Origin of the sequence: Phytoactinopolyspora endophytica (genome assembly GCF_004138495.1) — a bacterium.
GTDB lineage: Bacteria > Actinomycetota > Actinomycetes > Jiangellales > Jiangellaceae > Phytoactinopolyspora > Phytoactinopolyspora endophytica.
Map to the genome: position 1 here is coordinate 59525 of NZ_ML142865.1, position 1040 is coordinate 60564.

1 protein-coding gene is annotated in these 1040 nt (G+C 71.4%); it reads right to left on the reverse strand.

Going from position 1 to position 1040, the window contains the following annotated elements; translation table 11 throughout:
• Positions 1-1040: aromatic amino acid lyase (locus tag ELR45_RS39165; RefSeq protein ID WP_205857309.1), on the reverse strand; the 1040-nt coding region annotated here is incomplete at both ends.

A 1040-nucleotide genomic window follows, 5' to 3' on the forward strand; every position in this document is an offset into this window, starting at 1 on the left:
CTGCGGGAGAGATCGAGCATCCGGTCGGTGCGTCGCTCAGAGACGGCGGCGACGTCGGCGACCGCGATGGCGAGAAAGTCCAGCACATAGCCGATGGGAGCGCCGTGGAAGTTGCCGTTGGACTCGACCCGGCCGTCGACGGTGACCACAGGGTTGTCGATGGCGGCGGCCAGTTCGCGACCGGCGACGTCGCGGGCGTGCTGGATCGTGTCGCGGGCGGCACCGTGAACCTGGGGCGCACATCGCAGCGAGTAGGCGTCCTGGACCCTGGTGCATTCCGGTGTGCGATGGCTGGCCATGATGCCCGATCCCTCCAGCAGCGCACGCAGGTTCGACGCGGAGTCGGCCTGGCCGGGGTGCGGCCGCATCGCGATGAGGTCGGCGGCGAACGCGGCGTCGGTGCCGAGCAGCGCCTCGACGCTCATGGCTGCCGCGATGTCAGCCGTGGTCATCAGCGCGTCGAGGTCGTGCACGGCGAGGACCAGCTGGCCGAGCATGCCATCGGTGCCGTTGATCAGCGCCAGCCCTTCCTTCTCCGCCAGTGCGATCGGCTTCAACCCGGCGCTGTCCAGCGCCTGGGCGGTCGGCACGCGGCGGCCGTCGGCGTCGTCGACGACGCCTTCCCCGAGCAGGGCCAGTGCACAATGCGCGAGCGGGGCGAGGTCGCCGGAGCAGCCAAGCGAACCGTACTCGTGCACGACGGGCGTGATCTGATGGTTGAGCAGGTCGGCGTAGGCCTGGGCTGTCCCGAGCCGGACACCCGTCCGGCCGGTGGCGAGCGTGGACAGCCGCAGCAGCATGAGCGCACGTACCACCTCGCGCTCGACCGCTGGACCTGAGCCTGCCGCGTGCGAGCGGATCAGGGACAGTTGTAGCTGCGCCCGCCGCTCCACCGGGATGTGGCGGGTGGCCAGCGCACCGAACCCGGTGGACACGCCGTAGTGGGCGGCGTCGTCGGCGGCGAGTTCGGTGATCACGCCGCGGCTCGCCTGGATCGCGGCCTGGGCGTCGTCGGCCAGCGTCACCGCTGCGCCGTGCCG